The sequence below is a fragment of the Blastococcus sp. SYSU DS1021 genome (assembly GCF_054050995.1).
Genome location: NZ_JBJHAL010000024.1, coordinates 1 through 21,547, shown reverse-complemented (window position 1 = coordinate 21,547; position 21,547 = coordinate 1). Strand labels below are relative to the sequence as shown.

The window sequence follows — 21,547 nt, the reverse complement described above, 5'->3', positions numbered from 1 at the left end:
CCCCGGCCTACTCCCCGGAAGAGGAGCGGCCGGCCGGTGCCGCGGTCCGGTCGATCCACGTCCGCACTGCGGCGCGCGCGTCCTCGACCGAGTAGCGGTGCGGCCAGGTGACCAGCTGGAAGGCCAGCCCCTCGCTGAGCGCCTGGAGCTCCCTGACCGCCGCCTCCCGATGCGGATCGGGCGCGTCGGGGAGCGCCAGGCGGACGACGAGGGCGTGCAGGCGGCGCAGGTCGTCGTCGACGGTGTCGGCCACGGCGCGGAAGGACGGGGACACGCGGGCGCGGGCCAGGAAGGCGTAGTAGACCGCGGCCTCCTGTCGGGTCTCCTCCGTCAACGGCATGGCCGCGGTGAGGAGCTGCTCGGCCACCTCTCGAGGCGACCCCTGCGGATCCAGGCGTGCGACGCGCGCGGCCGTGCGCTCCACCACGAGCCGCATCGCGAACAGGTGCAGCGCCTCCTGGCCGTCGAAGAAGGGCGTCACCGCGCCGAGCGACAGCCCTGCCTCCGCGGCCACGCTGCGCACGGTGGCCGCGGCCAGGCCGTCGCGGGCGACGACGCGCCAGAGCGCCTCGGCGATGGTCCGCCGGCGCTCGTCGGGATCCACGGACCGGGGCATGCGCCGATGTTAGTGGAACAGATGTTCCGCTACGCTGCCGGGCATGGCGGACCGCGTCCGGAGCCCTGCCGCACGCCGCGAGGCGGGCGCGCTGGCGGCCGCCGCACTGACCCGCGGGCCCGCCGAACTGCTCGACTTCCTCCTGCCGCTGTGGGCGGGCGCCGCCCTCGGGGCCGCCGCGGTGGAGGTCGGCCTGCTCGTGGCGACCGAGCTGGCCGTCTCCGTGGTCGCCAGGCCGCTGGCCGGCGTGCTCGCGGATGCGCGAGAGCGTCGGACCGTCGCCGCCGTCGGCGCGCTGCTGTACGCGCTCTCCACCGCCGGGTACGCGTTCGCCGGCGCGCTTCCCCTCGCGTTCCTGGCCGCGGTGGTCGGCGGAGTGGGAGGTGCGCTGCTGTGGGTGCCGCTGCGCGCCATGGTGGGTGAGCGGCTGGTGGTGGACCCCGCCGTCTTCGCGCGGCTGCTCTCCTGGCAGGAGACCGGCGTCTGGGTGGCCTTCGTGGCCGGGTTGTCGCTGCTGCCGGCGCTGGGCTACCGGGGGCTGTTCCTCGGTTGCGCCGCGGCCTGCCTGGTGGGTGCCGGCTTCCTGTACTCCGCGCCGATCCGGCCGGGCCCGGTGGCCGGTGCCGGGCCGCCTGCCGCCCTGCGGCGCACCGGCCGGAGACTGCGCCCGCTGCTGCTCACCGTCGCGGCCACCATGGCCGCGGAGTCCGCCGTCGGCATCCTGCTGCTCCTGCACCTGCAGCGCGGGCACGGCCTGGAGCCGGTGGAGATCGCGCTGGTCTACCTCCCGGGCGCCGTCGTCATGGGCCTGCTGCCCGGGCCGCTGCACCGCCTCGCCGTGGCGTTCGGCCGCCGCCGGGTGCTGGCGCTGGGATCGGTGGCCAGCGCGCTCTTCGCGGTCGGGTTGTCCTTCGCACCCACCCCGGGCGTGCTGGCGGCGGCGTGGGTCCTGAGCGCGGCGGCCTGGGCGGCGGTCATCCCCGTGCAGCAGGCGGTCGTCGCCGAGGCCGCGGGCGCCGGCATCGGCCGCGGCATGGGCCTGTACGAGGCGGCCGCGCTGGTGGGTGCCGCCGTGGGTGCGGTGCTGGCCGGCGCGCTCTACCAGGGCGGGTCGTGGACGACGGCCTGCCTGGTCCTCGCGCTGCCCAGCCTGGCCGGCGCGGTGCTCGGGCCGTGGGCGGTGGGCCGGCTGGGGGTGCGGGACCGGCCCGTCGCCGCCCCGCCGGAGGTGGCGGTGGCTCCCGTGCCCGCCGGCGCACCCGCCGTCCCGGACGCAGCCGCCACCGCACCGGCGGCCGCCGTCGGGGACACCGCCGGGTCGGGCGGCCGGACGGCGGGCCGCCGCACGGTCGGCGCGAGCTCCCGCGGCCCGCGCCGGCAGCTGTCGCTCCTGGCCGCCCACGCGGTGTTGTTCGTCCTCGTCCAGGTGGTGCTGGCGCTCGTCGACCTCTCCTGGGTGGTCGACGTGGCCTCCGCCGAGCAGGGGTGGGACGCCCTCCTGCGCGGCGCGCGGCCCGGGCTGGAGGGATTGCCCGGCTTCGTCCACGGGGCGGGCCGGATCTGGGTGGTCGTGTTCGCCGTCGACGTCGTCTGGACGGCGTGCACCGTGCTCGCGGCCCTCCGCCGGGGCGGCCCCGACCGCGCGTCGCAGGGGTCTGGGACGATCTAGCACCGTGTCTGCTGCCCGCCCGCTCGACGACCGCACCGCCGACCTGGGACGACTGGTCGTCCGCTGCCCCGACCGGCCGGGGATCGTGGCGGCGATCAGCGGCCTGATGGCCGACGTCGGCGCGAACATCACCGACTCCCAGCAGCACTCCTCCGACCCGAGCGGCGGCACCTTCACCCTGCGCCTGGAGTTCGTGCTGGCCGACCTGGCCGCCCGGCGGGCGGAGCTGGAGCAGCGGCTGGCCGAGCTGACCCGCACGTGGCAGCTCACCTGGCGGCTGGTGGAGGCCGCGCACCGCCCGACCGTCGCGGTCTTCGTCAGCCGCACCGACCACGTGCTGCAGGAGCTCATCTACCGGGTGCGCGCCGGTGACCTGCGGGCCGACATCACCACCGTCATCAGCAACCACCCGGACCTGGAGCCGGTGGCCGCCGCGGCCGGCATCCCGTTCCACCACGTGCCGGTCACCCCGGGCACGAAGGCCGAGGCCGAGGCGCGGGCGCTGGAGATCGTGGGCGACGTCGACCTGGTGGTGCTGGCCCGGTACATGCAGATCGTCTCGCCGGAGTTCTGCGCCCGGTTCCCCGAGCGGCTGATCAACATCCACCACAGCTTCCTGCCGGCCTTCGTGGGCGCGAACCCGTACCAGGCCGCCCACGACCGCGGGGTGAAGCTCATCGGTGCCACCGCGCACTACGTGACCGCGGAGCTGGACGCCGGGCCGATCATCGAGCAGGAGGTCGCCCGCGTCGACCACCGCGCCACGGTGGAGGACATGCGCCGGGTGGGCCGCTACGTCGAGCGGCAGGTGCTCGCGCAGGCGGTGACCTGGCACGTGGAGGACCGCGTCATCGTCGAGGGCGACCGCACCATCGTCTTCGCCTGACCCGCAGGACGATCAGGTCACCTGATCGTTCGGGGTCCTGGCTCAGTGCTGGAAGTGAGCCAGGACCCCTGATGATCAGGTGACCTGATCATCAGGGCCTCCGCAGGGGGACACGTCCGCGATCGTTCACCCGCTTGTCTTGACTCGTTCAAGAAAAGCGCGTTGGATGGTTCTCGATGGAGACGACCTGGGCGCACGAGCTGCGGGAGGCCGGGCTGCGCGTGACGCGGCCCCGCCTGTCGGTGCTGAGCGTGCTGGCCGATCATCCCCACGCCGACGCCGACACGATCGTGACCGGCGCGCGGCAGCTGCACCCCTCGCTGTCCCCCCAGGCCGTGTACGGCGTGCTGAAGGCCCTCGTCTCCACCGGCATCGCCCGCCGGATCGAGCCCGCCGGGGCGCCCGCGCTGTTCGAGCTGCGGGTGGGGGACAACCACCACCACCTGGTCTGCCGCGCGTGCGGCGCGGTCGCCGACGTGGACTGCGTCGTGGGTGCGGCCCCCTGTCTGAGCCCGTCGGACACCGCCGGCTTCGTCGTGGACGAGGCCGAGGTCGTGTTCTGGGGGCTCTGCGCCACCTGTCGGAGCCGTGACCGGGAGGTCGCGGCAGGCACCGACTCCATGCAGGTCGAACACCAGCACCACATCCGAGGAGGAGCAGGAGCATGACCGACGTCGCATCGCAGGGCACGGCGCCCAGCCAGGCCGGCAAGCCGGTCCTGACCAACCGTCAGGGCCACCCGGTCTACGACAACCAGAACCAGCGCACCGTGGGCGCCCGTGGCCCCGCGACCCTGGAGAACTACCAGTTCCTCGAGAAGATCAGCCACTTCGACCGGGAGCGCATCCCGGAGCGCGTGGTGCACGCCCGCGGCGTGACCGCCTACGGCTACTTCGAGGCCGACGGCACCGTCGGTGACGAGCCGGTCAGCAAGTACACCCGCGCCAAGCTGTTCCAGGAGAAGGGCAAGCGCACCGACGTCGCGCTGCGGTTCTCCACCGTCGCCGGTGGCCGGGACTCCTCGGAGATGGCGCGCGACCCGCGCGGCTTCGCCGTGAAGTTCTACACCGAGGACGGGAACTGGGACCTCGTCGGCAACAACCTGGGTGTCTTCTTCATCCGGGACGCCATCAAGTTCCCCGACTTCATCCACTCGCAGAAGCCCGACCCGGTCACCTTCGAGGCCAGCGTCGCCGAGCGGGCCTTCGACTTCTTCAGCCAGACCCCCGAGGCCATGCACATGGTTTCGCTGGTCTTCAGCCCCCGCGGCCTGCCGGCCAGCTACCGGCACATGCAGGGCTTCGGCGTGAACACCTACAAGTGGGTCAACGCCCAGGGCGAGACCGTGCTGGTCAAGTACCACTGGCTGCCCAAGCAGGGCGTGAAGTCCTACACCGCCGAGGACGGCGCCAAGATCCAGGCGCAGACCCTGGGTGCCCACACCAAGGACCTCTACGACTCGATCGCCGCCGGCGACTTCCCGTCGTGGGACCTGCACGTGCAGATCATGAGCGACGACGAGCACCCCGAGCTCGACTTCGACCCGCTCGACGACACCAAGGTGTGGCCGGAGGAGGTCTTCCCGCTCCGCAAGGTCGGGACGATGACCCTCAACCGGATGCCGGAGGACTTCTTCTCCGAGAACGAGCAGATCGCCTTCGGTACCGGCGTCCTGGTCGACGGGCTGGACTTCTCCGACGACAAGATGCTGGTCGGCCGGACGTTCTCCTACTCGGACACCCAGCGCTACCGGGTGGGCCCGAACTACCTGCAGCTGCCGGTGAACCGGCCCAAGGTCGAGGTCCGGACCAACCAGCAGGGCGGCCCGATGTCCTACGGCCGCGACATCGTGGGTGACAACCCGCACGTCAACTACGAGCCGTCGATCACCGGCGGCCTGCGTGAGGACACCTACCCCACGCACGACGAGCAGGGCCCGGTCATCACCGGCCGGCTCACCCGCAAGCGGATCCCGCGCACCAACGACTACAAGCAGGCCGGTGAGCGCTACCAGCTCTCCGAGCAGTGGGAGAAGGACGACCTGGTCACCAACCTGGTCGGCGCCCTGCAGCAGTGCCGCCGCGAGATCCAGGAGCGGATGGTCTGGCACTTCTTCATGTGCGACGACGAGTGGGGCCAGCGGGTCGGCGAGGCCCTCGGCATCTCCGCCGACGACGTCCGGGGCCTGGAGCCGCTGCAGACGCAGACCCTGTCCGAGGAGGAGCTGCAGCGCGCGGCCAACCTCGGCAAGAACGGTCCGCGGGACGTGACCGGTCACGTCATGACGCACTGCGTGCCGAACGAGCGCGTGGTCGTCGCCTGACAGGCACCACAGCACCATCGCGGCGGGCCGCGACCGGGATCATCCCGGTCGCGGCCCGTCGGCCTTCTGCCGTGCCGAGTCGTCCTGGGACGACGGGGCGTACCGCTCAGTCGCGCTTGCGGTCCTGGTCGGCGAGGAACCGCTCGAACTCGGCGCCGAGCTCCTCGGCGCTGGGCACCTCGCCGGCGCCGCCCAGCAGGTCGGTGCCCTCGCGGGCGGCGGTGAACGAGTCGTACTGCTGCTCCAGGGCGGCGACGACGGCCACGTTGTCCGCCGAGCGGGCGATCTGCGCGTCGACCTCCGAGCGGTGGAGCTCGGCCGCCTCGCGCAGCGACTCGGTGGGCAGGCGCAGCCCGGTGAGCTGCTCCAGGTGCTCGAGCAGCGTGAGCGAGGCGGCGGGGTAAGTGGCCTGCGCGAGGTAGTGGGGGACGTGCGCGGCCACGCCGAAGGCGTCGACCCCGGCCTCGCCCATGCGCAGCTCCAGCAGGGCCGAGACGCTGCCGGGGATGCGCATCTCGCCCCAGTACACCGGATAGGACTCGATGAGCTGCCGTCGTGTGGCGTGGGCGGTGACGGTGACCGGCCGCGTGTGCGGCACCGGCATCGGGATCGCCTGGAGCGCGGCGACGGAGGTGATGCCGAGCCGCTCGACGAGCATGCCGACCGCGGCCACGAACCGTTCCCAGGCGTAGTCGGGCTCGGCGCCGTGGAGGAGCAGGAACGTCTCGCCGGCGTCGTCCTCGACGGCGTAGAGCGCGATCTCCGGGGCGGTGAAGCCCTCGTACCGGTCGGCGTTGAAGGTCATGCGGGGACGTCGGGCCCGGTAGTCGATCAGGCTGTCGGCGTCGAAGCGGGCGATGACCTCGTGCGGCAGCCCGGCCAGCAGATGGGCGCCGGCGAGCGTGCCCGCCGACGCGGCATCGAAGTCTCCGGCGAGGTCGTGCACCAGCACGAGGCCCCGGCGCTCGGCCGGGTCGTCGACGGCCGCCTCGCGGGTGAGGAACGGCTCCGCCGCCGGGAGCAGTTCGACCAGGTCCTCCGGTCGCTGGGCCACGGGGGCACCTCCTGTCGGGTCGTCCGGCGCGAGGCCGGGTCGCGCTGGCCGCTACAGCCGCGCGACGGCCCGCCGCATTCCCGGCGGGCCGTCGCCACCACCCGTCCGGGCGCTCAGCGGGTGGCCGCGTCCTCCTCGCTGGCCTCCGTACTGGTCGCGCCCGTGCCGCGCGGCTGCGTGGCGCTGGGCTCCTGCCCGCCGTCATGACCGGGCGGGTCGGCCTGCTCCCGGGACAGGCGGGCACCGGCCGGGTCGTCGACGATCTGCGCGCGCGTGCCGTCGGGGAGGACCTCGGGGGACTTCCCGTCGAGCTGGTCCCGCGCGTACCGGTAGCAGACGGCGATCAGCGCGGTCACCGGGACGGCGAGGAAGGCGCCGATGATGCCGGCCAGGCTGGCGCCCGCGGTGACGGCCAGGATCACCACGGCGGCGTGCAGGTTGAGCCCGCGGCCCTGCAGGATCGGCTGCAGGACGTTGCCCTCGATCTGCTGCACGAGGATCACGATGCCCAGCACGATCAGCGCCGTGGTGAAGCCCTGGTCGACCAGCGCGATCAGCACCGCGAAACCGCCGGCGACGAACGCACCGATGATGGGGACGAACGCGCCGAAGAAGGTCAGCACCGCCAGCGGCAGCACCAGCGGGACGTCGAGGATCCACAGGCCCAGGCCGATGAACAACGCGTCGGCGAACCCGACGATGGCCTGCTGGCGGATGAACTCCGAGAGCGTCGACCACGTCTTGTAGGAGAGCGCGGCCACGTGCGGGGCGGCCGGCTGGCCCGTCTGCGCGGCGAGCCACGGCACCCAGCGGGGGCCGTCCTTGAGGAAGAAGAAGGTCAGCACGAGCGCCAGCACCAGGTTGATCAGCAGGCCGCCGATCGCGGTGGCGCCGGTCACGGCGTAGCCGGCGATGTTCTGGGCGTTGCCCTGGATCGTGTTGATCGCCTGGTCGACGGCGCTGCCGATCTGCTCCTCGCCTAGGTTGAACGGCGGCCCGGTCAGCCAGTCCTGCAGCTGCTCCAGGCCGACGCTGACGCCTTCGGCGAGCTCCTCGACCTGGCCCACGACGGGAGGGGCGATGAGCGCGATGATCCCGCCGAAGGCGGCGAAGAAGGTGAGCAGGACGGTGATCGCGGCCGGCGCGGCCGGCCAGCCGTGGTTGCGCAGGAACCGGGTCGGCGGCCACAGCACGGTGGTGAACAGCAGGCCCAGGACGACCGGCAGCAGGATGACCCAGAGCTTGCCCAGGACGTAGCCGAGCACGATCACCCCGCCGACGATGAGCAGCAGCTCGCCCGAGGCGATGGCCAGCCGTCGGCTCGCCCGCTGGAGGCGCTCGCCCCGCTCGGTGGTCGGCACCGGCGCGTGCGTGGCCGGCACGACCCCGGCGGAGGGGGTGGGCTCGTCCGGCTCGACGTCGTCGGCCGTCTCGTCCGGTGGCGGCTCGGTGCGACCGGGCAAGCGGATCCTCATGCTGCGATCTCAACACAGATGCACGCACCTGACCGGGCGGGAAACGATCATCACACCCGCGTCGTAGCGTGCAGGCATGCCGAAGATCGCGACCACCGACCGGGTCGACCGGGCGTCCCTCGTGGACTTCCTCCGCCCCCGGCACCGTGCGGTGCTGCTCACCCGACGGCGGGAGGGTGGGGTCCAGCTCTCGCCGGTCACCTGCGGGGTCGACGCCGAGGGCCGCGTCGTCGTGTCCACGTACCCACAGCGGGCCAAGGTCGCCAACGCGCGACGCGACCCGTCGGTCTCCCTGTGCGTCCTCTCCGACGAGTGGGACGGCCCCTGGGTGCAGCTGGACGGCGAGGCCGAGGTGCTCCAGCTGCCCGAGGCGCTGGAGCCGCTGGTCGACTACTACCGGTCGATCAGCGGGGAGCACCCCGACTGGGCGGAGTACCGCGCGGCCATGGCGCGGCAGGGCAAGGCGCTGCTGCGCATCACCGTCACCGGCTGGGGGCCGATCGCCACCGGGGGGTTCCCGGCCGATGTGGCCGACAAGCTCTGATCCTTGCTTCATCCAGAGAAAGGTGTAAGGCTTTCGCGGTGCCGTACGTGCTGACCATCGACCAACGGGCCAGCCGGCGGGGGCCCGACCGGGTCGGCGACGTCCTGGCGCAGCTCAACGCCGACGTCCCCACCGTCCTGGCCTTCGAACGGACGGCGGGGGACGAGTTCCAGGGCGTCCTCGGCGAGCCCGACGCCGCCGTCGACGTCGCCCTGCGCCTCGTCCGGCTGGGCGGCTGGAGCATCGGCATCGGTGCGGGGGCGGTCCAGGAGCCGCTGCCGGCCAGCACCCGGGCCGCTGCCGGGCCGGCCTTCCTCTGCGCCCGCCGGGCCGTCGACGCGGCCAAGCAGCGGCCGGTGCGGCTGGCCGTGCGCGGGGCGGTCCCGGCCGACGCCGGCGACGCACAGGCGGTGCTCGGTGCGCTGGCGGTGCTGGTGGGCCGGCGTAGCGAGCAGGCGTGGGAGGCGATCGAGCTGGTCGAGGCCGGACGGACCCAGGCCGAGGCGGCCGCAGCCCTCGGCGTCTCGCGGCAGGCGGTGGGCCAGCGCCTGGCTGCCGCCTCGTGGGAGCTGGAGCGCGAGCTGCGGCCGACGGCCGCCCGGCTCCTGGCGAGGGCGGCCGGATGACCACCGCGGTCCTGCTGCTCCTCGGGCTGGCCGGGTTGGCCGGCCTGGTCCTGTCCTTCCGCGGCGAGCGGACGCCCGGCGCCGCCGGCGCGATCGCCCTGGTGGTAGCGCTGGCTGTCGCCGCCGCCTTCGCCTGGCCGGCCGAGAGCAGCGGTGGCCCGGCGCAGGCCGGCGCCCTGCTCGCCGCGTTGGCGGCGGTCACCGGTGGGGGACCGGTGGCGACGGCGGTGCTGCACGCCGCCGACCCGGCCGCCGCCGGGGTGTCCGGGGGCCCGCAGGATCCCGACATCCTCCGCGGCGGGGCATGGATCGGCGTCCTCGAGCGGGGGGCGATCGCGAGCACGCTGCTGGTCGGCTGGCCCGAGGGGCTCGCCGTCGTCCTCGCGATCAAGGGGCTGGGGCGGTTCTCCGAACTGCGCGCGCCGGCGGCCGCCGAGCGGTTCATCGTGGGCACCCTGGCGAGCGGGCTGTGGGCCGCCGGCTGCGTGGGGGTCGCGGTCCTGCTCCGCGGCTGAGCGCACCCCGTCGTCCCCCCGGGGTGACGGGAACGGAGGCTCCGTGCCGATCGTCGGACCGCACGTGACGAGTGCGGCCCGCGGGCGCGTCGACCGGCTGCTGGCCGTCCTGGCGGTCACGCTCGCGCTCGGTGGCTGCGGAGGCGAGGTCGTCCGGGCCGGGGGAGCGACCGTTCTCGTCGCCGAGCGCGCGGAGGCGGGCATGGACGCGCTCGGTGGCGGCCGGCTGGAGGTCGTCGGCGGCTGCCTCGGGGCGAGCGGCTACGTCATCGTGTGGCCGCACGGCACCGAGGTCGTCGAGGACGATCCCCTGACCGTCAGCATCCCGGGCCACGGCACCGCCGCGCTCGGCGACCAGGTCGAGGTGAGCGGCGGTTTCGTGCTCGAGCACTCGTCCGGAACGGTCGAACCGGGCCCGCACGAGGTCGCCGGTGTCACGGTCCCCGCGGAGTGTGCGGAGCACGACGTCTTCCTCGCCCACTGAGCGGCCCGCTGCTGCGTGCAGCGCCCGCCCAGCGGGGGAGCGGCGGGACGGCGAGGATGGCGGTCGGCCACCGTCGGCCACCGTCGGCCGGTGCGACCCGGCGCCGGCCTCCGGAGGGTGAGGACGCCGGCCACCCGCGGCCGGGAGCTGGACGGAGGAACCCCGCATGTGCCACGACCACGACAGCCGTCCGCCCGCCCCGCCGCGCAGCGGGCCGGTGCGCGAACGCGCCACGACCACGCTCACCGCCGCTGACGGCGCCTGCTTCACGGCCGCCACCGCGCTGCCCGCGGAGCCCGCGCGCGCGGGGGTGGTCGTGCTCCCCGACATCCGGGGCCTGCACCCGTACTACGTCGCCCTGGCCGAGCGGTTCGCCGAGGCGGGGCTGGCGGCGGTCGCGATCGACTGGTTCGGGCGCACCGCCGGCGTCTGCGCCGACGGCGTCCGGCCCGAGGACTTCGACTGGCAGGCGCACATCCCGCGCACGACGCCGGAGGGGATCGACGACGACGTCGCCGCCGCGATCGACCACCTGCGCGAGCGGGCCGGCGCGGAGCTGCCGGTGGTCACGGTCGGCTTCTGCTTCGGCGGCAGCCACTCGTGGCGGCTGGCCGGTGGAGACCTCGACCTGGCCGGCTGCGCCGGCTTCTACGGCCGCCCGTCGCTGGTGGGGGACGCCGCCGACCGGGCGCGGCTGCCCACGGTGATGCTGGTCGCCGGCGCCGACAGCGTGACGCCGGTGCCGGAGCAGCGGGCCCTGGCCGACCGGCTGCGCGCGGCCGGGGCAGAGGTCGACCTCGTCGTCTACGAGGGCGCGCCGCACTCGTTCTTCGACCGGTCGCACGACGCCTGGGCAGAGGCCTGCCGCGACGCCTGGGCGCACGTCCTGTCGCTCACCGACCGCGTCGCCCGGCCGTGACGAGGCCGGCGTGGGGACCGCTGCCCGGCAGCACCGTACGGGTGCGGCCGGCGACGGCAGCCGACCTCCCGGCCCTGGTGGTGCTGCTGGCCGACGACCCGATCGGCGGGGCACGTGAGCGGGCCGCGGACCTGGCGCCGTACCGGGCGGCGTTCCGACGGATCGAGCGCGATCCGGCGCAGCTGCTGGTGACGGCCGCGGACGGCGACGCGGTCGTCGGCACCCTGCAGCTCTCGGTCATCCCGGGCCTGTCCCGCGGAGGAGCCCTGCGCGCGCAGATCGAGAGCGTGCGCGTGCGGCCGGACCGGCGCGGCACGGGCCTCGGGACGGCACTGTTCGGGTGGGCGATCGCGGAGGCGGGCCGCCAGGGGTGCGCGCTGGTGCAGCTGACCACCGATCTCGCCCGCCGCGAGGCGCACCGGTTCTACGAACGGCTGGGCTTCGTCCACTCGCACGCGGGCTACAAGCTGGCGCTCTGACGTGCCCGGCACAGGATCTGGCGCACGACGGCGGACTTCCCCTCGGCGTAGTGGTTCATGTCCGCCCACCGCCGGGTGGCGAGGTCCCGCTTGGTCCGCTCGTACAGCTGCCGGTCGGCCGCGGAGCGGAGCAGCCGGTCACGGAAGAGCAGGTGGTCGGTGACGGCCGGGTCGCCGGTCGCGCGCACGTGCAGGTGCACGTCCCGGGCCGGGGTGCGGAGCATCCGGTGCCCCGGCTCGACCACGCGCAGAGCGAATCCTGCTGCCCGCAGGGCAGGGACGTAGGCGTCGTCGTCCGCGACGTCGGGAACGGTGACCAGCACGTCCACCACCGGCTTGGCGGCCAGCCCGGGAACCGCCGTGCTCCCGATGTGGAGGACGTCGACCACCCGGTCACCGAGGACGGCCAGAACCTCGTCGCGGACCTGGCGGAAGCGGGCCGCCCAGGCCCGGTGGTGCTCCTGGAGCACGATCACCGCGGGTTCGGGTGCGCCCACCAGCACCGACTCCAGGTGCGAGTCGGCCGCCACGACGGTCAGCGTAGTGCCGGCGGAGACGGGCCGGGCCGCGTCCGGGGCGTCCGGGACGGCGGGGACGGACTGGCCTGCGGAGCCGTCGGCCGCTCGTCTCCTACCCTGGGGCGGGTGAGCGGCCAGCCGATCGATCCCGGAGTCATCGAACTCGCCGGACGGGTCTTCGACCTCGCCCGCGGCGGGCACACCGAGGAGCTCGTGGCGTACGTGGACGCCGGCGTCCCGGTGAACCTCACCAACGACAAGGGCGACACCCTGCTCATCCTCGCCGCCTACCACGGGCACAGCGGCACGGTCGCCGCCCTGCTGGAGCGTGGCGCCGACCACGGCCGGGCCAACGACCGCGGCCAGACGGCCCTGGCCGCGGCGGTCTTCAAGCAGTCGGCCGAGACCGTGCAGCGGCTGCTCGCGGCCGGGGCCGATCCGGACGCGGGTGGCCCCAGCGCCCGCGAGACGGCGGCGTTCTTCGACCTGCCGGCCATGACCGCGCTGCTGGCCGCCCGCGACTGACCGGCGGGTCGGCGGAGCCGGTGCGCCCGGGCGCGACCGAGGGGGAGGCGGGCATGCCAGCACGAGATGACCTGCCGGAGACGGGGCCGCTGCCGCTGATCCGGCCGGACCGGCAGGACGCGGCACCGGCCGGCGCGCCGGAGCCGGCCGGGCCCGACCCGGCGGCGGTGGTCCCGGCACCGGAGCCCGGGCTGCCGCGCTGGCTGCTCCTGGTGGGCGGTGCCGCCGCCGCCACCATCGCCATCGCCGGGTTGCAGGCGATCGCCTGGCTCGTGGCGCCGGTGTTCCTGGCCCTCGTCGTCGTCATCGCCCTGACCCCGGTGCAGGGGTGGCTGCGCCGCATCGGCGTGCCGCGCTGGCTGGCCACCACCGTGCTGCTGCTGCTCGTGTGGACGGTGCTGCTGGCGTTCGTCGCGCTGCTGGTGGCCGCCGTCGCCCAGTTCGCCGCGCTGCTGCCCGACTACGCCGACCGGGCGCAGCTGCTGATCAACGACGTGGTCGCCGACCTCAACAGCCGGGGGATCGTCTCCGGTCAGCTGTCGGACCTCGTCGAGCAGATCGACTACGGCTCGCTGGTGGGGCTGGCCACCGACCTGCTGAGCCGGCTCACGGATGCGGCGACCACCCTGCTGCTCCTGCTGTCGGCGCTGGTCTTCATGGGCATCGAGAGCAGCGGCTTCGGCAGGCGGCTGGCCCTCATCGGCGCCGAGCGCCCCCACCTGCCGGTGGCGCTGCGGCTGTTCACCCGGGGCACCCGCAGCTACCTGCTGGTGAGCACGGTGTTCGGGGCGATCGTCGCGATCGGCGACACGATCGCCCTGGCGCTGCTGGACGTGCCGGCCGCCCCGCTGTGGGGGCTGCTCGCCTTCATCACCAACTACGTGCCCAACATCGGGTTCGTCCTGGGGGTCGCGCCGCCCGCCGTGCTCGGGCTGCTCGCCGGCGGCTGGGGCGACTTCATCGCGATCCTGGTCGTCTACTCGCTGCTGAACTTCGTCGTCCAGACCCTGATCCAGCCCCGCTTCGTCGGTGACTCGGTGGGCCTGTCGATGACGGTGACGTTCGTGGCCCTGCTCTTCTGGGGCTGGGTCCTCGGCGCGCTGGGCGCGCTGCTCGCCATCCCGCTGACGCTGCTGGTCAAGGCCCTGCTGGTCGACGTCGATCCCCGGGGCCACTGGCTGGACGCCCTGCTGCGGGAGGAGCCGCGCGCCCCGCGCACGATGCGGGCCCGGCGGCGCATGGCCGACCGGCACGCCGCCCTGGCGTCCATGCGGCGGCTGCACCACCACCCGCACCGCCGGTCGTCCGCCGCCGAGGCGGAGGAGACCGACGACGCGGCGGCCACCCCGGCGGGCCGGGGCTGACCGGGCAGGAGCTGGTCGTGCTGGCCGGTCTGCAGGGCAGCGGGAAGAGCACCTGGATCGCCCGCCACCTGGCCGGCAGCCACGTCGTCGTCAGCAAGGACCAGTGGCCGAACGCCCGGCGCCGGGAGGCGCGCCAGCAGCGGGTCGTCGCCGAGCTCCTGGCCGCGGGGCGCAGCGTCGTCGTCGACAACACCAACCCCTCACCGGCGGAGCGCGCACCGCTCGTCACCCTCGCCCGCGAGGCCGGCGTGCCCGTGCGCGCGGTGTGGCTGGACACGCCCCTGGAGGTCTGCCTGGCCCGCAACGACGCCCGTACCGGTCGGGCCCGCGTGCCACTGGTGGGCGTCCACGCCACCCGGGCGCGGTTCGTGCCGCCGTCGGTCGCCGAGGGGTTCGACCGGGTCGACGTCGTCCGGGCGGGTGCGCAGGACCCGGCACCGGACCTTGTGACCGTGGCCGCAACCGGCGGCCGTAACGTGTCGGGCGCAGCCCGCCGCGGACCGGGGCCCTCCGCCCCGGTACCGCCGGCATCCGAGACGAAGGGAACTCACATGAGCGAGGCAGGCACCACGGGCGCGTCCCGCGTGGCCATCGTGACCGGCGCGGCCCGCGGCATCGGCGCGGCGACCGCCCAGCGGCTGGCGCAGGACGGATTCGCCGTCGCGGTCCTCGACCTGGACGAGGGCTCGGCCAAGGGCACCGCCGAGGCGATCGAGGCCGCCGGCGGCCGGGCGCTGGCCGTCGGCGCCGACGTGAGCGACTCCGCGCAGGTCGAGGCCGCCGTCGAGCGGATCGCGACGGAGCTGGGCCCGCCGACCGTCCTGGTCAACAACGCCGGTGTGCTCCGCGACAACATGCTGTTCAAGATGAGCGACTCCGACTGGGACATCGTCATGAACGTGCACCTGCGGGGCGCCTTCCTCATGACCCGCGCCGCGCAGAAGCACATGATCGACCAGAAGTGGGGTCGGATCGTCAACCTGTCCAGCACCTCCGCGCTGGGCAACCGCGGCCAGGCGAACTACTCGACGGCGAAGGCCGGTCTGCAGGGCTTCACGAAGACCCTCGCGATCGAGCTGGGCAAGTTCGGCGTCACCGCCAACGCCATCGCCCCGGGCTTCATCGAGACGGACATGACCAAGGCGACCGCCGACCGCATGGGCATCCCGTTCGACGACTTCATCAAGGGCGCGGCCTCGCAGATCCCGGTGGCCCGCACGGGCAAGCCGGAGGACATCGCCCACCTGGTGTCCTTCTTCGTCAGCGAGGGCGCCGGCTTCGTCTCCGGCCAGGTCGTCTACGCCGCCGGCGGCCCGAAGGCCTGAGCGGGCCCCTCTGCCCCCCACCGCTCGCTCCGCTCGCGGTGGGGCCCTGCAGAGGGGCCGTTCCATCCGCTCAGCAGGGGCCGGGCAGCCGCACCGGCTGCCCGGCCCCGCGCGCTTCTCCCCATCGCCGAGGAGGCGTCATGGTCGACGACGACAAGGTCCTGGTGGAGCGCCGCGGCGCCGTCCAGGTGATCACCATCAACCGGCCGTCCGCGCGCAACGCCCTCGACGCCGACGTCGCCCGGGCGGTCGCGGCCGCGGTCGACGAGCTGGACGCCGACGGCGGCCTGCGAGCGGGGGTGCTCACCGGCTCGGGCGGCACCTTCTCGGCCGGGATGGACCTCAAGGCGTTCCTGCGTGGGGAGAGCCCCGCGATCCCCGGTCGCGGGCTGTGCGGCATCACCCGCACCCCGCCGCGCAAGCCGCTGCTGGCCGCTGTCGAGGGCTGGGCGCTGGCCGGCGGCTTCGAGCTGGTGCTCGCCTGCGACCTGGTGGTGGCGGGCCGGGGCGCCCGGTTCGGGGTGCCGGAGGTGAAGCGCTCGCTCGTCGCGGCCGGCGGGGCCGCACTCCTGCTGCCGCAGCGGGTGCCCCGCGCGGTCGCGCTGGAGCTGCTGCTGACCGGTGAGCCGGTCGACGCGGAGCGCGCGGCCGCGGTCGGCCTGGTGAACCGCGTGGTCGAGGACGGCTCGGCGGTCGCGGAGGCCGTCGCCCTGGCGGAGGTGGTCGCCGCGAACGGTCCGCTGGCGGTGGCGGCCACCAAGCAGGTCGTGCAGCAGGCGCCGGGGTGGGCGCCGGACGAGGCCTGGACGCGGCACGACGAGCTCGTCGCGCCGGTGTTCGCCTCCGAGGACGCCCGGGAGGGTTCCGCGGCCTTCGCGGAGCGCCGGCCCCCGGTCTGGCGCGGTCGCTGACCGAGCCCGGCCCGGCATAGCCGGCCTCCCGGTCCTGTTGGACCCGGCGTGGCCCGCACTCCTCTCCGCCTGGTCGTCCTCGGCGACTCGCTCGCCTCCGGTACCGGGGCCGCCCGCCCCTCCGACGCCCTGGGGCCGCGGCTGACCCGCGTGCTGACCGACGACGGGTTCGACGTCGAGCTGCACGTCATGGCCGTCCCCGGCGCCGTCTCGGCCGGGCTGGCCGACCAGGCGCGCCGGGCCCAGCCGCTCTCCGCCGACCTCGCCGTCGTCGTCATCGGTGCCAACGACCTCGCCCGGTTCGTGCCGGTCGAGCAGGCCGCGAGCGCGCTCGCGGCCGCGGTGACCGCGCTCCGCGCGGGCGGCACCGACGTCGTGGTGGTCCCGGCGCCGGACATGTCGATGGTCCCGTTCGTGCCGCCCGCGCTGCGGGCGCTGGTCCGGGGAGCCTGCGCGGTCCTCCAGCGGCGGCAGTCGCAGGTGGCCACCACCGGCGGTGCCACGGTGGCGCCGGTCGCCGCCGAGGTGGCGCGCGCCTTCTCGGCCGACCCGGCGCTGTTCTCCGCCGACCGGTTCCACCCGTCCTCGGCCGGCTACGCGGCCATCGCCGCGGTGCTCGCGCCCCACGTGCTGGCCGCGGCCCGCGCCCGGCGGGACGGCGCCGCGGCCTGAGCGCTCACGCGCCGACCGGTGCCCGGACGAGCCGGGCCGCCACCGGCTCCACGAACCGGGTGAGCAGCGGACCGGTCACCGCGAGCAGCAGCACGTAGCCGGTGGCGACCGGCCCGACCGCGGGGATCCCCGCGCCGACCGCCAGCCCCGCGATCACGATCGAGAACTCGCCGCGGGCCACCAGCGCGGTGCCGGCCCGCAGCCGGCCGGGGACGGCCACGCCGTCCCGCTTCGCGGCGAACCAGCCGGTGCCGATCTTCGTGACGGTGGTGACCGCGGCCAGCGCGAGGGCGGCGGGCAGCACCGGCAGGATGGCGCCCGGATCGGTGGCCAGGCCGAACGCGACGAAGAAGGTGGCGGCGAACAGGTCGCGGAGGGGGCCGAGGATGGCACGGGCCCGCTCGGCGAAGGACGCCGGCAGCGCCAGCCCGACCAGGAACGCCCCGACCGCCGCCGAGGCCCCCAGCGCCTGCGCGGCGCCGGCGACCAGCAGCGTCAGCCCGATCAGCCGGAGCATCACCTGCTCGTCGTCGTCGTGGGTGAGCCACCGGCCCAGCCGCGGGCCGTGCCGCTGCGCCGCGAGGAGCACCACGAGCACCGCGCCGACGGCCAGCCCGACCCCGGCCGCGGCCGACATCGGCCCCTGGCCGGCGAGGGCCACCACGAGCAGCGGCAGGAACAGCGCCATCGCGAGGTCCTCGAGCACCAGCACCGAGAGCACCGCCGGGGTCTCCCGGTTGGCCAACCGCCCCAGGTCGCCGAGCAGCCGCGCGATGATCCCCGACGACGAGATGTAGGTGACCCCGCCCAGGGCGAGCGCCCCCTCCCAGGGCAGCCCCAGCAGCAGCCCGGCGACGAACCCCGGTGGGCCGTTGAGCACCAGGTCCACCAGCCCCGAGGGCGCGTGCCGGCGGAACGACGCGAACAGCTCGGTGGCGGAGAACTCCAGGCCGAGGGTGAGCAGCAGCAGGACGACGCCGATCTCCGCGGCCGCCTCCAGGAACGGCGCGGCGTTCTCCACCGGCACCAGGCCACCCTCGCCCAGCGCGAGCGCGGCCAGGAGGATGAACGGGATGGGGGAGAGGCCCAGGCGCCGGGCCAGCAGCCCGAGCGCGGACAGGCCGAGGAACAACAGCCCCAGCTCGAGCAGCAGGGCGGCGACGTGGTCCACCGCGGGCTACTCCTGGCCCGCGATCCGCCGGTCCAGTTGCTCCAGCCCGGCCGAGGAGCCGATGACGACCAGCACGTCGCCGGCGGACAACCGGTCAGCGGGTGACGGGGAGGGGACCACGTCGGCGCCGCGGACGATGGCGACCACCGAGCAGCCGGTCAGCGTGCGGGCCCGGGTGTCGCCCAGGCTCCGGCCCGCGTACGGGGAGCCCTCCCGCACGGTGATCCGGGCCGACTCCAGCCCGGGCACCTCGCGGGAGAGGTCGGCGAACCGCTGGGTCAGCCGGGGGGCGCCCAGCACCTCGGCGAGGGCGTCGACCTCCTCCGGGTCCAGCCGGAACGTCTCCCGTGCGCGGTCGGGATCGCGCCGGTCGAACACCGCGATCTCCGCGCCGCCCTCCCGCTGCACGACGATGCCCAGCACCTGACCCGAGCGGGTCCGCATCTGGTAACGGACACCCACACCGGGCAGCAGCGTCTCCTCGAGCTCCACCGGGGCATCGTCGCAGACCCGGATCAGGCCAGTCGCTCCGCCAGCAGCTCGGCGAGGTGCCGTCCGCGCCGCCCGGCGAGCTGGTCGAGCTGCGTGCGGCAGGAGAACCCGTCGGCCAGCACGACGGCGTCCTCGGGCAGGTCGCGGACGGCGGGCAGCAGCTGCTGCTCGGCCACCGCCACCGAGACGTCGTGGTGCCCGCGCTCGACGCCCCAGTTGCCGGCCAGCCCGCAGCAACCGCCGAGCCGGTTCACCCGGGCGCCCGCGTCCTGCAGGAGCCGGGCGTCGGCGGACCAGCCGAGCACCGACGCGTGGTGGCAGTGCGGCTGGGCGACGATCTCCAGGCCGTCCAGCGACGGCGGCGTCCAGCCCGGGGTGCTCGTCAGGAGCTCGGCGAGCGTGCGGGTGGCGGCGGCGACCTGCTCGGCCTCCGCGCCGCCGACCAGCTCCAGCGCCTCGCTGCGGAGCACGGCGGTGCAGGAGGGCTCGATGCCGACGATCGGCACGCCCGCCGCCGCGAGCGGGGCGAGCGTCCGCACGGTGCGGCCGAGGATTCCCTTGGCCTTGTCGAGCTGGCCGGTGGTGATCCACGTGAGCCCGCAGCAGGTGTCGGCGCCGGGCACCTCGACGCGGTAGCCGGCGGCCGTCAGCACCCGGGCGGTCGCGGCGGCGACCTCCGGGGCGAAGTGGTCGGTGAAGGAGTCGACCCACAGCGCCACCGGGGCGCCGTCGCCCTGGAGCGGCTGGTCGGCCCACTGCTGCCGGAAGGTGCGCGCGGCGAACTGCGGCACCGACCGGCGCTGGTCGATGCCCGCCCCCCACTTGGCCACCGAACCGACGAGCGCGGAGCCGAGCATCGCGTTGACCAGGCGCGGGGCCCGGGCCACGAGGTCCGACCAGAACGGCAGCCGGCCCAGCGTGTAGTGGGCGCGCGGCCGCAGCCGGCGCCGGTACGACTGGTGCAGCACCTCGGCCTTGTAGGAGGCCATGTCCACGCCGGTGGGGCAGTCCGACGAGCAGCCCTTGCAGGACAGGCAGAGGTCCAGCGCCTCGTGCACCTCCGGTGCGCGCCAGTCCTTCACCGGCCCGCCGGGGGCGAGCATCTCCTGCAGCACGCGGGCCCGGCCGCGGGTGGTGTCCTTCTCCTCCCGCGTCGCCGGCCAGGACGGGCACATGACCCCGCCGGAGGACTGCAGGTCGGCCCGGCACTTGCCGACGCCGGTGCAGCGGTGCACCGCGGCGGAGAAGTCGCCGCCGTCGTGCCGGTAGGCCAGCGCCAGGGGGCGGCGGGAGGTCGAGACCAGCGGCGGGGCAGCGGCGATCCGGACGTCCTCGTCGAGCGGTGCCGGGCGCACCAGCACGCCCGGGTTGAGCACGTCGGCGGGGTCGAACACCGCCTTGACGCGGGCGAAGAGGTCCAGGGCGGCGGGGGAGTACATGTGCGGCAGCAGCTCGCTGCGCGCCCGCCCGTCGCCGTGCTCCCCGGACAGCGAACCGCCGTAGCCGGCGACCAGCCGGGCGGCGTCCTCGACGAACGACCGGTAGGCCGACCGGCCGCGATCGGGCCCCTCCCCGAACGGGAAGTCGATGCGCACGTGCACGCAGCCGTCGCCGAAGTGGCCGTAGGGCACGCCCTGCAGCCCGTGGCCGTCGAGCAGCGCCTCGAAGCCGCGCAGGTACTCCCCGAGCCGCTCCACCGGGACGGCGGCGTCCTCCCAGCCGGCGTGCGCGGGCCGGCCGTCGGAGGTGCGGTTGGCCAGCCCCGCGCCGTCCTCGCGGATCCGCCAGATCGCCGCGGCGTGCGCCGGGTCGGTGACGACGAGGGAGTCCAGGGCACCGGCGTCGGCCAGCACCCCCTGCGCCTTGCCCTGCACCTCGGCCACGGTGTCGCCGGTCAGCTCCACGATCAGCCACCCGTCGCCGCGCGGCAGCTCGGGGACGACGGCGGCGGGCACGTCGCGCAGCCGCTGCACGATCCGCTGGTCGAGCCCCTCGACCGCGGTGGGCTCGTGGGGGAGCAGGCCGGGGGTGGCGTCGGCGGCGTCGGCCATGCTCGGGTAGCCCAGCACCACCAGCCCCCGGACGGGAGCGTCGGCGACCAGCCGCACGGTGGCGCCGAGGACGACGGCGAGCGTCCCCTCGCTGCCGACCAGCGCCCGGGCCACGTCGAAGCCGCGCTCGGGCAGCAGGTGCTCCAGCGAGTAGCCCGACACCTGCCGGCCGAAGGTGCCGAGCTCGGTGCGCACGGTCGCGAGGTGCCCGGCGACGAGCCGGTGCAGGTCCTCGAGCACGCCCGGCGCGGGCTCGGTGCCCGGACCGAGCCGGAGCCGCTCACCGGTGCCGGTGACGACGTCCAGCCCCACCACGTTGTCCGACGTCCGGCCGTACCCCAGCGCCCGGGACCCGCAGGCGTTGTTGCCGATCATCCCGCCGATCGTGCAGCGGTTGTGCGTGCTGGGGTCCGGGCCGAACCGCAGCCCGTGCGGGCGCGCGGCGGTCTGCAGCGCGGCCTGGACCACGCCGGGGTCCACCGTCGCCGTCCGGGCCTCCGGGTCGATCGCGTGCACCCGCGACAGGTACCGGCTGGTGTCCAGCACGACGCCGGTGCCCACGGCGTTGCCCGCGATCGACGTGCCCGCGCCGCGGGCGGTCAGCGGCACCCCGAGCGAGCGGCACACCTCGAGCGCCGCCACGATCTCGTCGGGGTGCTGCGGCCGCACCACGGCCCGGGGGAGGACGCGGTACAGCGACGCGTCGGAGGAGTAGAGGGCGCGGGCCAGCCCCGAGTCGTCGACGTCGCCGATGCCGGCGCGCCGCAGCTCGGCCACCACCGACCGGCCGTCGTCGGTGCCCGTCGTCGTGGGGGCCGGTGCGCTCATGGTGCCGAGTCTCGCTCCCGCGTCCGGGGCGGGCGCGTCCACCCCCCCTCCCGGCACCCGGGGACGGCCGTGGCCGGGCACCCGGGGGTGCCCGGCCACG

22 protein-coding genes are annotated in these 21,547 nt (G+C 75.1%); 15 read left to right on the top strand and 7 right to left on the bottom strand.

Features of this window, described 5'->3' with window-relative positions; translation table 11 throughout:
- Positions 1-7 precede the first annotated feature (7 nt).
- Positions 8-616 carry a TetR/AcrR family transcriptional regulator gene (locus tag ACI8AP_RS16695; RefSeq protein ID WP_456590478.1) on the bottom strand — a complete coding sequence of 203 codons (609 nt, stop codon included), beginning with the start codon at positions 614-616 and terminating at the stop codon, positions 8-10.
- Between the two features lie 43 nt (positions 617-659).
- Between ACI8AP_RS16695 and ACI8AP_RS16690 the strand changes: the two genes are divergently transcribed.
- From ACI8AP_RS16690 to ACI8AP_RS16675, 4 genes are all read left to right on the top strand, one after another.
- Positions 660-2,285 carry an MFS transporter gene (locus ACI8AP_RS16690; RefSeq protein ID WP_456590477.1) on the top strand — a complete coding sequence of 542 codons (1,626 nt, stop codon included), beginning with the start codon at positions 660-662 and terminating at the stop codon, positions 2,283-2,285.
- 4 nt (positions 2,286-2,289) lie between these two features.
- Positions 2,290-3,171, top strand: a complete 882-nt coding sequence (gene purU / locus ACI8AP_RS16685) for a formyltetrahydrofolate deformylase (RefSeq protein WP_456590476.1) — start codon at positions 2,290-2,292, stop codon at positions 3,169-3,171.
- Between the two features lie 176 nt (positions 3,172-3,347).
- On the top strand, positions 3,348-3,839 hold the full coding sequence (locus ACI8AP_RS16680; RefSeq protein ID WP_456590475.1) for a Fur family transcriptional regulator: 492 nt from the start codon (positions 3,348-3,350) through the stop codon (positions 3,837-3,839).
- Positions 3,836-5,494, top strand: a complete 1,659-nt coding sequence (locus ACI8AP_RS16675) for a catalase (protein WP_456590474.1) — start codon at positions 3,836-3,838, stop codon at positions 5,492-5,494. Before ACI8AP_RS16680 ends, ACI8AP_RS16675 begins: the two co-directional genes overlap by 4 nt.
- Before the next feature lie 106 nt (positions 5,495-5,600).
- Here ACI8AP_RS16675 and ACI8AP_RS16670 read toward each other — a convergent pair whose 3' ends face one another.
- Both ACI8AP_RS16670 and ACI8AP_RS16665 read right to left on the bottom strand, forming a co-directional pair.
- Positions 5,601-6,548 carry a proteasome assembly chaperone family protein gene (locus tag ACI8AP_RS16670; RefSeq protein WP_456590473.1) on the bottom strand — a complete coding sequence of 316 codons (948 nt, stop codon included), beginning with the start codon at positions 6,546-6,548 and terminating at the stop codon, positions 5,601-5,603.
- 113 nt (positions 6,549-6,661) lie between these two features.
- Positions 6,662-8,023, bottom strand: a complete 1,362-nt coding sequence (locus ACI8AP_RS16665; protein ID WP_456590472.1) for an AI-2E family transporter — start codon at positions 8,021-8,023, stop codon at positions 6,662-6,664.
- A gap of 76 nt (positions 8,024-8,099) precedes the next feature.
- Here ACI8AP_RS16665 and ACI8AP_RS16660 point away from each other — a divergent pair, with 76 nt between their 5' ends.
- From ACI8AP_RS16660 to ACI8AP_RS16635, 6 genes are all read left to right on the top strand, one after another.
- Entirely contained in the window at positions 8,100-8,567 is a 468-nt protein-coding gene (locus ACI8AP_RS16660) for a PPOX class F420-dependent oxidoreductase (protein ID WP_456590471.1), read from the top strand.
- 38 nt (positions 8,568-8,605) lie between these two features.
- On the top strand, positions 8,606-9,193 hold the full coding sequence (locus ACI8AP_RS16655; RefSeq protein ID WP_456590470.1) for a hypothetical protein: 588 nt from the start codon (positions 8,606-8,608) through the stop codon (positions 9,191-9,193).
- Positions 9,190-9,708 (top strand): hypothetical protein, encoded by a 519-nt coding sequence (locus tag ACI8AP_RS16650; RefSeq protein ID WP_456590469.1) that lies wholly within the window; start codon positions 9,190-9,192, stop codon positions 9,706-9,708. Before ACI8AP_RS16655 ends, ACI8AP_RS16650 begins: the two co-directional genes overlap by 4 nt.
- A 43-nt stretch (positions 9,709-9,751) precedes the next feature.
- Entirely contained in the window at positions 9,752-10,192 is a 441-nt protein-coding gene (locus tag ACI8AP_RS16645) for a hypothetical protein (RefSeq protein ID WP_456590468.1), read from the top strand.
- A 166-nt stretch (positions 10,193-10,358) separates the two neighbouring features.
- The gene (locus ACI8AP_RS16640; RefSeq protein ID WP_456590467.1) at positions 10,359-11,111 is read left to right on the top strand and encodes a dienelactone hydrolase family protein; all 753 of its coding nucleotides are present in this window, start codon (positions 10,359-10,361) and stop codon (positions 11,109-11,111) included.
- Positions 11,112-11,152: 41 nt separating this feature from the next.
- A complete protein-coding gene (locus ACI8AP_RS16635; RefSeq protein WP_456590466.1) occupies positions 11,153-11,590 on the top strand; it encodes an N-acetyltransferase family protein in 438 nt (145 codons plus the stop codon).
- Here ACI8AP_RS16635 and ACI8AP_RS16630 read toward each other — a convergent pair.
- Positions 11,572-12,120, bottom strand: a complete 549-nt coding sequence (locus tag ACI8AP_RS16630; protein WP_456590465.1) for a GrpB family protein — start codon at positions 12,118-12,120, stop codon at positions 11,572-11,574. The genes ACI8AP_RS16635 and ACI8AP_RS16630 overlap by 19 nt on opposite strands.
- Positions 12,121-12,234: 114 nt before the next feature.
- Between ACI8AP_RS16630 and ACI8AP_RS16625 the strand changes: the two genes are divergently transcribed.
- The 5 genes from ACI8AP_RS16625 to ACI8AP_RS16605 all read left to right on the top strand — a co-directional run bounded on the left by ACI8AP_RS16625 (position 12,235) and on the right by ACI8AP_RS16605 (position 16,905).
- Entirely contained in the window at positions 12,235-12,633 is a 399-nt protein-coding gene (locus ACI8AP_RS16625) for an ankyrin repeat domain-containing protein (protein ID WP_456590464.1), read from the top strand.
- A 53-nt stretch (positions 12,634-12,686) separates the two neighbouring features.
- Positions 12,687-13,997, top strand: a complete 1,311-nt coding sequence (locus tag ACI8AP_RS16620; protein ID WP_456590463.1) for an AI-2E family transporter — start codon at positions 12,687-12,689, stop codon at positions 13,995-13,997.
- Positions 13,998-14,014: 17 nt separating this feature from the next.
- A complete protein-coding gene (gene fabG, locus ACI8AP_RS16615; protein WP_456590462.1) occupies positions 14,015-15,322 on the top strand; it encodes a 3-oxoacyl-ACP reductase FabG in 1,308 nt (435 codons plus the stop codon).
- Positions 15,323-15,462: 140 nt separating this feature from the next.
- The gene (locus tag ACI8AP_RS16610) at positions 15,463-16,233 is read left to right on the top strand and encodes a crotonase/enoyl-CoA hydratase family protein (RefSeq protein WP_456590461.1); all 771 of its coding nucleotides are present in this window, start codon (positions 15,463-15,465) and stop codon (positions 16,231-16,233) included.
- Positions 16,234-16,281: 48 nt separating this feature from the next.
- A complete protein-coding gene (locus ACI8AP_RS16605; protein ID WP_456590460.1) occupies positions 16,282-16,905 on the top strand; it encodes a GDSL-type esterase/lipase family protein in 624 nt (207 codons plus the stop codon).
- Positions 16,906-16,909: 4 nt separating this feature from the next.
- Here the strand turns inward: ACI8AP_RS16605 and ACI8AP_RS16600 are convergent, their stop codons facing one another.
- The 3 genes from ACI8AP_RS16600 to ACI8AP_RS16590 are packed head-to-tail and all read right to left on the bottom strand — an operon-like array spanning position 16,910 to position 21,447.
- Positions 16,910-18,076, bottom strand: coding sequence for a cation:proton antiporter (locus ACI8AP_RS16600; protein WP_456590459.1), 1,167 nt, complete (start codon positions 18,074-18,076; stop codon positions 16,910-16,912).
- A gap of 6 nt (positions 18,077-18,082) precedes the next feature.
- Positions 18,083-18,568, bottom strand: coding sequence for a cation:proton antiporter regulatory subunit (locus ACI8AP_RS16595; RefSeq protein ID WP_456590458.1), 486 nt, complete (start codon positions 18,566-18,568; stop codon positions 18,083-18,085).
- A gap of 23 nt (positions 18,569-18,591) precedes the next feature.
- Entirely contained in the window at positions 18,592-21,447 is a 2,856-nt protein-coding gene (locus ACI8AP_RS16590) for an FAD-binding and (Fe-S)-binding domain-containing protein (protein ID WP_456590457.1), read from the bottom strand.
- Positions 21,448-21,547 lie beyond the last annotated feature (100 nt).

What these genes read in the sequence shown, in the direction of transcription:
- ACI8AP_RS16695 (WP_456590478.1), bottom strand. Translation starts at nt 616, where the DNA reads ATGCCCCGGTCCGTGGATCCCGACGAGCGCCGGCGGACCATCGCCGAG.
- ACI8AP_RS16690 (WP_456590477.1), top strand. Translation starts at nt 660, where the DNA reads ATGGCGGACCGCGTCCGGAGCCCTGCCGCACGCCGCGAGGCGGGCGCG.
- ACI8AP_RS16680 (WP_456590475.1), top strand. Translation starts at nt 3,348, where the DNA reads ATGGAGACGACCTGGGCGCACGAGCTGCGGGAGGCCGGGCTGCGCGTG.
- ACI8AP_RS16675 (WP_456590474.1), top strand. Translation starts at nt 3,836, where the DNA reads ATGACCGACGTCGCATCGCAGGGCACGGCGCCCAGCCAGGCCGGCAAG.
- ACI8AP_RS16665 (WP_456590472.1), bottom strand. Translation starts at nt 8,023, where the DNA reads ATGAGGATCCGCTTGCCCGGTCGCACCGAGCCGCCACCGGACGAGACG.
- ACI8AP_RS16660 (WP_456590471.1), top strand. Translation starts at nt 8,100, where the DNA reads ATGCCGAAGATCGCGACCACCGACCGGGTCGACCGGGCGTCCCTCGTG.
- ACI8AP_RS16650 (WP_456590469.1), top strand. Translation starts at nt 9,190, where the DNA reads ATGACCACCGCGGTCCTGCTGCTCCTCGGGCTGGCCGGGTTGGCCGGC.
- ACI8AP_RS16640 (WP_456590467.1), top strand. Translation starts at nt 10,359, where the DNA reads ATGTGCCACGACCACGACAGCCGTCCGCCCGCCCCGCCGCGCAGCGGG.
- ACI8AP_RS16620 (WP_456590463.1), top strand. Translation starts at nt 12,687, where the DNA reads ATGCCAGCACGAGATGACCTGCCGGAGACGGGGCCGCTGCCGCTGATC.
- ACI8AP_RS16610 (WP_456590461.1), top strand. Translation starts at nt 15,463, where the DNA reads ATGGTCGACGACGACAAGGTCCTGGTGGAGCGCCGCGGCGCCGTCCAG.
- ACI8AP_RS16590 (WP_456590457.1), bottom strand. Translation starts at nt 21,447, where the DNA reads ATGAGCGCACCGGCCCCCACGACGACGGGCACCGACGACGGCCGGTCG.